The sequence below is a fragment of the Actinophytocola sp. genome, assembly GCF_045807065.1.
In the GTDB taxonomy this organism is placed as follows: Bacteria; Actinomycetota; Actinomycetes; order Mycobacteriales; family Pseudonocardiaceae; genus Actinophytocola.
The window spans coordinates 1-6,251 of record NZ_JBJMIE010000377.1 but is presented as its reverse complement, the minus strand read 5'-3'; the positions used below and the strand labels follow the sequence as shown (position 1 = coordinate 6,251).

The 6,251-nt window shown below is 70.3% G+C and carries 4 protein-coding genes; 2 read left to right on the top strand and 2 right to left on the bottom strand.

From position 1 onward, the window contains the following. Nucleotides 1-3,018: S8 family peptidase (locus ACJ73U_RS21900; RefSeq protein WP_407779544.1), on the bottom strand; the 3,018-nt coding region annotated here is incomplete at its 3' end. A gap of 230 nt (nucleotides 3,019-3,248) precedes the next feature. Here ACJ73U_RS21900 and ACJ73U_RS21895 point away from each other — a divergent pair. Continuing rightward, on the top strand, nucleotides 3,249-3,752 hold the full coding sequence (locus tag ACJ73U_RS21895; RefSeq protein WP_407779543.1) for a SigE family RNA polymerase sigma factor: 504 nt from the start codon (nucleotides 3,249-3,251) through the stop codon (nucleotides 3,750-3,752). Continuing rightward, entirely contained in the window at nucleotides 3,752-4,723 is a 972-nt protein-coding gene (locus ACJ73U_RS21890; RefSeq protein WP_407779542.1) for an LCP family protein, read from the top strand. Before ACJ73U_RS21895 ends, ACJ73U_RS21890 begins: the two co-directional genes overlap by 1 nt. Before the next feature lie 135 nt (nucleotides 4,724-4,858). Here the strand turns inward: ACJ73U_RS21890 and pruA are convergent. Further along, the coding region (pruA, locus tag ACJ73U_RS21885) for an L-glutamate gamma-semialdehyde dehydrogenase (RefSeq protein WP_407779541.1) at nucleotides 4,859-6,251 on the bottom strand (1,393 nt) is incomplete at its 5' end.

Genomic DNA, 6,251 nt, shown 5'->3' with positions numbered 1-6,251 from the left:
GGTGCCGACATCCCCCAGTGCGGCGTGGTTGCGTTCCACCGAGACCGGGATGGTGAAACGCCTTCCGGCCGGTGCCGCGTTGTGGTCGTCGAGCGCTGGCGAGAACCGCACGGCCAGCAGCGGCAGGTGTGTCGGAGCGTCGCCGTCCACGTGGCCCGAGGCGAACGTCCACTCGCCGTTGACCGATGTGGACAGTCCGGCCGTTGGGCGTGTCACCGACGAGCGCAGTGTGTACTCGGCCCGCTCGGGCGGCAGCGTGAAGTAACCGCTGCCGGCGTACGGGCTCTCGCCGACGACCTGGCCGTCGCGCAGTAACGTCGTTGTGCCGTCGCCTCCCGACAGGCCCATTCGGCCGGCGCCCTGGTCCGTTACCAGTGGCAGGTCGAAGTTCACGTCGTCGCCCAGTCTCGCGGCGGCGTACCACGTGTCGCTGTTCGGGAACGCCGGGCCGAACACGCCGGTGTTCCAGCGCACGGTCGTCGTGGGGCCGAGCCGGTACGTCCGCGGCACCATCTGGTACAGCGCCGACACCGGGAAGGACTCCGGGTCGGGCAGCTCGTTGAACTTGCCGTCCCACGGCACGTTCGGGGTGTAGTACTCCGTCAGCGTCGACGGCAGCGCCAGCGGGAGGAAGCCCTCCCGGAGTCCGATCATGCCTGGCGTGGCCATCGCGTACTCGCCGCGCACCTTCGCGAGCTGCCGGTCGTGCACCGTCCACTGTAGAACGGAAGGCACCTTGCCGTTCGACGTCTGCCGCACGTTGTACAGGTACGGGCTGCCCTCGAACGACGTGCCGTTCCACTGCCCCATCCGCGCTTCGGCGACGAAGGTGAACCTGTCCTTCTTGGTCGTCGTGGACGGCTGGACGGTGAAGTCCGCGAAGTCCGACAGGAAGATGTAGCTGCCGGTGTCGCCCCAGTCCGTGTCGAGCAGGAACTGCAGCTGCGCCGCGCCGGGCCGTGCGTTCGGGCGGTCGACGGCGATGCCGACCGGTTTCGCGGTGCGTGCGTCGACGGTCAGCGTCGAGTCGCCGTCGACCACCAGGGCCGGTTCGGTGAAGAACGCGTTCTTGTAGTCGAACTCGCCCACCTGGGTCTGGACGGTGGACTCGAAGTAGTACTCGCCCTTCGGCAGCCAGGCGACGACCGTGCCGGACGGGTCGAACGGCAGGTACGCCTTGGGCTGGTGCACGTCCACGAACCGGTGGAAGTACAGGTCGGTCGGCGAACCGTTGTGGTCCAGGTACTTCACGGTCACGTTGTAGCTCTCGACCTCGCGGTTCACGGCGACCGGCGTGCGCACGGACTGGCCGCCACCGGTCGCGGTCAGCACGCCGCTGTACTCGCCGTCGGCCGCGTCGACCTTCGTGTCGGTCGTGACGGTCGCGCTCGCCTGCCCGCCCGCGGGCACGGTCAGCGAGGCCGGGGTGAGCGTGAACATCCCTTGGGGCGCGGCGGATCCGTTCGGTCCCTTGAGATCGGTCGACAGGTCCAGCGTGACCGGTGAGGTCCCGGTGTTCGTGTAGGTCACGGTCCTGGTGACCGGCTGGTCGTCGTCGTGGGGCCACTGCACGGTGCCGTTGTCGACGCTCGCCGGCGTCGAGAACACCGTTGCCGTGTAGGCCTTCGCGACGTCCACACGGCCGGCGCCCTGGTCGAACACCGTCAGCGCGTCGTTCGGCTTGGCGGTCGCCATGAGCGTCGACTTGAGCTGACCCGCCTGCCAGTCCGGGTGCTCACCGGCGAGGATGGCGGCGGCACCGGCGACGTGCGGGGTGGCCATCGAGGTGCCGGACAGCGACACGTAACCGTCCGCGGCAGGGTCGCCGATCTGGCCGTTCTTCGCCTTGGCCGCGACGATGTCCACGCCGGGCGCGGTGATGTCCGGCTTGAGCGCCCCGTCGATCGTGCCACGGCTGGAGAACTCGGCCAGCTGGTCGTTCCGGTCCACCGCGCCGACGGTCAGCGCCGCGTCCGCCCTGCCCGGGCTGCCGATCCACCCGCCCGAGTTGCCGGCCGCGATCACGAACAGCGTGCCGGTCTCCGCGGTGAGCTGGTCGACGGCCTGCGACATCGGGTCCGTGCCGTCGCTGGGCGCGGAGCTGCCGAGGCTCATGTTGACCACGTCGGCGCCGCTGTGCGCGGCCCAGTCCATGCCGGCGATGATCCACGACTCCAGGCCGCCGCCGAAGTCGTCCAGCACCTTTCCGTTCAGCAGCTTGGCATCCGGCGCGACCCCCTTGTACTTCCCACCGGACGCCGCCCCACTACCCGTGATGATCGACGCCACGTGCGTGCCGTGTCCGAAATGGTCGTCGTCGGAGTCGCTGTCGGTGAAGTTCTTCGCCCCCACAATGGCATCCGACAGATCCGGGTGGGTCGCGTCGATTCCGGTGTCCAGCACCGCGACCGTGCTCCCCGCGCCCGTGTACCCGGCCGCCCACGCCGCCGGCGCACCGATCTGCGGCACACTGTGATCCAGGCTCGCCTTCACCGGACCGTCCAGCCACACGTGCTCCGCGTTCCGCGCCGTGGCCCAGAACGTGGTCGAACGTTCCGCGGACACCGCGGCGGCGCTCATGCCCGGCAGCTCACGAGTGACCCGCGCGCCGGCCGCCCGCGGTGTGCGGCCCTTGTAGTCGACGATCAGCGGCAGCGTGCGCCGCGACGCGTCGTCGTACCGGTCCCGCACCAGCTCCGTCACGTCGAACAGGCGCGGATCGAGCTTTCCGGACGACACCAGGGAAAGCGCGTCCTCCGGGATGACGTGCGTGTCCCCCTGCTCGTCCTTGCTGGTGAAGAAGGAGACGTGTGCGCGCCCGGGTGCCGCGTGCACGTCCACCCCGGTCGCCCCGCCGAGGGTGACCTTGTCCCCGGTCAGCAGTGTCACGGTCGGCCCGGCCGTGCCGGGGGTCGCGACCGCCTCCGCGACACCTGGCACGGCCAACCCGGCCGGCGCGACCACGCTCGCGGCAACCGCCGCGGCAAGCAGGCTCGACCGAGCCCGTTCGTAGATCATCGACCCCTCCAGGCACTGTGCGGCGACGCCTCGCCGGTCGCCGCTAGTGGTCAGTACGCCACTAACTGTTGCCCGGTTGCCTCGCCGGCGTTCACAGGTCTGCGGCCGCCGTTCCACCCCCTACACGCCGTTGCGCGGTGCCGTTTCGCACGAGATCGGAATCTCACTCAACAACTCGGCGCCTGGTGGCGTTCTACCCTCGACCGTCATCGAGAAGGAACGGAGTCGCGGTGCTGGACACCTTCGACCAGTTCGCCGCCGATCGCATCGATCGGCTGTTGCGCTTCACCACGGCGTTGACCTGTGACCCCCATCTCGCGCAGGACGTGGTGCAGGAAGTGCTCGTGCGCGTGCAGCACCGGTGGGCCCGGATCGGGCCGATGCAGGGGCGGGACCAGTACGTCCGCCGGATGATCATCAACGAGTACCTGTCCTGGCGCCGCAGGAAGGCCGCGCGGACCGTGGCCGCCACGCACAGCACGCTCGACGCGCTCGGCACGCCCACCGCCGATCCCGCTGCGGGCGTGACCGAGCGGGACGCCATGCGCGGGCACATCGCGCGGCTGCCGCGCAAGCAGCGCGCGGCCCTGATGCTGCGTTACTACTGCGACCGCGACGACGCGGAGATCGCCGAGCTGCTCGGCTGCTCGACGGGAACCGTCCGCAGCCACATCTCCCGCGCGCTCAGCACGTTGCGCGCCACCCATCAGCACCTCGTGAGGGAGGCACTGTGATGACCGACCGTACCGAACAGCTCGTCCGGGAGGCGTTCGCCGAGGAGGCCGAGCGCGCCGCCGACCCCCGCGAGGTCCTCGCCAACGTGCGCGGCAGGCGGCCGCGCCGGTCGTACGGGTTGGCGTTCGCGACCGCGGCCGTCGTGGCGGTCGTGGCCGCCGTCGCGACGTTCGTGGTGCCCTCGGTGTTCCGCGAGAGCACGCCACCCGCGGGCGAGGCGCGGCACCAGACCGCCGCGGTCACGCCGATGAACGTGCTGGTGGTCGGCGTCGACACGAACGGCTACACCGACTCGATCGTCCTCGTCCAGCTCGGCAAGGACGGCTCGACCAGCCTGGTCTCGCTGCCGCGGGACGCGTGGGTGTCCGCCGGGGGTGCCATGACCAAGCTGAACCAGGTCTACGTGCGGTCCGGGGCGGACGCTCTGGCCACTGAGGTCGGCGAGCTCACCGGTGTCCACGTCGACCACTGGGCCGCCGTCGACATGGCGGTGCTACCCGACCTGCTCAGCGCGGTCGGGGGCGTGGAGATCTGCCTGAACTCGGCCACGTCCGACCGCTTCGCCGGCGCGGACTTCCCCGCCGGGAAGCAGGTGGTCAGCGGGCAGCAGGCACTCGCGTTCCTGCGTCAGCGGCACGGGCTGCCGAACAGCGACCTCGACCGGATCATCCGGTTGCAGGTGTTCGTGAAGTCGCTGCTGACCAAGCTCAAGGGCAGCGACCCGCACGCGTTGGTGACCGCCGCGCGGGACCACGTCCGGACGGATCCGGGCCTCGACGTGCTCGGGCTCGCCCAGGACCTGGTCCGGGGCGGAGCGCTGCGCTTCGGCACCATCCCGCACGAGAACGCCGACGTCCAGACCCCGCAGGGTGCCGCGATCGGCGTCGACCCTGTCCAGGTGAAGCAGTTCGTGGCGAACCTGCCGAACACGCCGCCGGCCGACCCCGGCGACGTGCCCTGCGTGAACTAGGGACCTACCCATGGATCTTCTGTGAAGTCCGCGCCCGACCAGGGGAACGTGACCGCGCTCAGCCACAATCCGCCTCGACAACCGCGCGGTCGCCGGGACGCAACCCACACCTGAAGATCCCGGGGGGCGGGCTGGTCAACTCATGTGTGGGTAGCCGTGCTCGGTCGGGGGGACGAACGACTCCTTGACCGAGCGCGGGCTCACCCAGCGCTGCAGGTTGTAGATCGAGCCGGCCTTGTCGTTGGTGCCCGAGCCCCGGCTGCCGCCGAACGGCTGCTGGCCGACGACCGCGCCGGTCGGCTTGTCGTTGACGTAGAAGTTGCCGGCCGAGAACCGCAGCGTCCGGTGGGCCTCCTCGATGGCCGCGCGGTCGGTGGCGAAGACCGCCCCCGTGAGCGCGTACGGCGTCGAGGTGTCGACCAGTTCGAGGACCTTGCCGTAGTCGCTGTCGTCGAAGACGTGCACCGCGAGGATCGGCCCGAACCACTCGGTGGTGAACAGCTCGTTGGTCGGGTCGGTGCCGAGCACGATGGTCGGCTGGACGAAGTAGCCGACCGAGTCGTCGGCGGTGCCGCCGGCCAGCACCTCGACGGTCGAGGTGGCCGACGCGATGAGCAGCACGCCCTTGTGCTTCGCGAACGCGCGGGCGTCGATCACGGCGCCGCCGAAGTGGCTGAAGTCGGTGACATCGCCGTAGGACAGCGACTTCGTGACGTCCACCAGCTGCTCACGCAGGCCGTTCTCCCACAGCGAGCGGGAGATGTAGGCGCGGGAGGCGGCCGAGCACTTCTGCCCCTGGTATTCGAACGCGCCCCGCACCAGGCCGGTCACCACGCCGGGGATGTCGGCGGAGCGGTGCGCGACGACGAAGTCCTTGCCGCCGGTCTCGCCGACGATCCTCGGGTAGGAGCGGTAGGTGTCGAGTTGGTCGGCCATGAGCCGCCACAGGTGCTTGAAGGTCTTGGTGGAGCCGGTGAAGTGCAGGCCGGCGAAGTCCGGGTCGGTCATGGCGACCTCGCTGACCGCCGCGCCGTCGCCGGTGACCATGTTGACCACGCCGGGCGGCAGTCCGGCCGCCTCCAGGAGCCGCATCGTGTAGTGCGCGGAGAGCTGCTGGGTGGGCGACGGCTTCCAGACGACCGTGTTGCCCATGAGGGCCGGCGCGGTGGGCAGGTTGGCCGCGATGGCGGTGAAGTTGAACGGCGTGATCGCGGTGACGAACCCGTCGAGCGGCCGGTGGTCGAAGCGGTTCCAGACGCCGGGACCGGAGCTGGGCTGCTCCTCCAGGATCCGGCGCGCGTAGGCGACGTTGAACCGCCAGAAGTCGATCAGCTCGCAGGCGGCGTCGATCTCCGCCTGCTGCACGGACTTGGACTGGCCCAGGATCGTCGCGGCGTTGATCGTGTGCCGCCACGGCCCGGCGAGCAGGTCGGCAGCGCGCAGGAAGACGGCGGCGCGGTCGTCGAAAGAGAGCTCCCGCCATGCGGGGGCGGCCGAGAGCGAGGCCGAGACGGCGTGCTCGACCTCC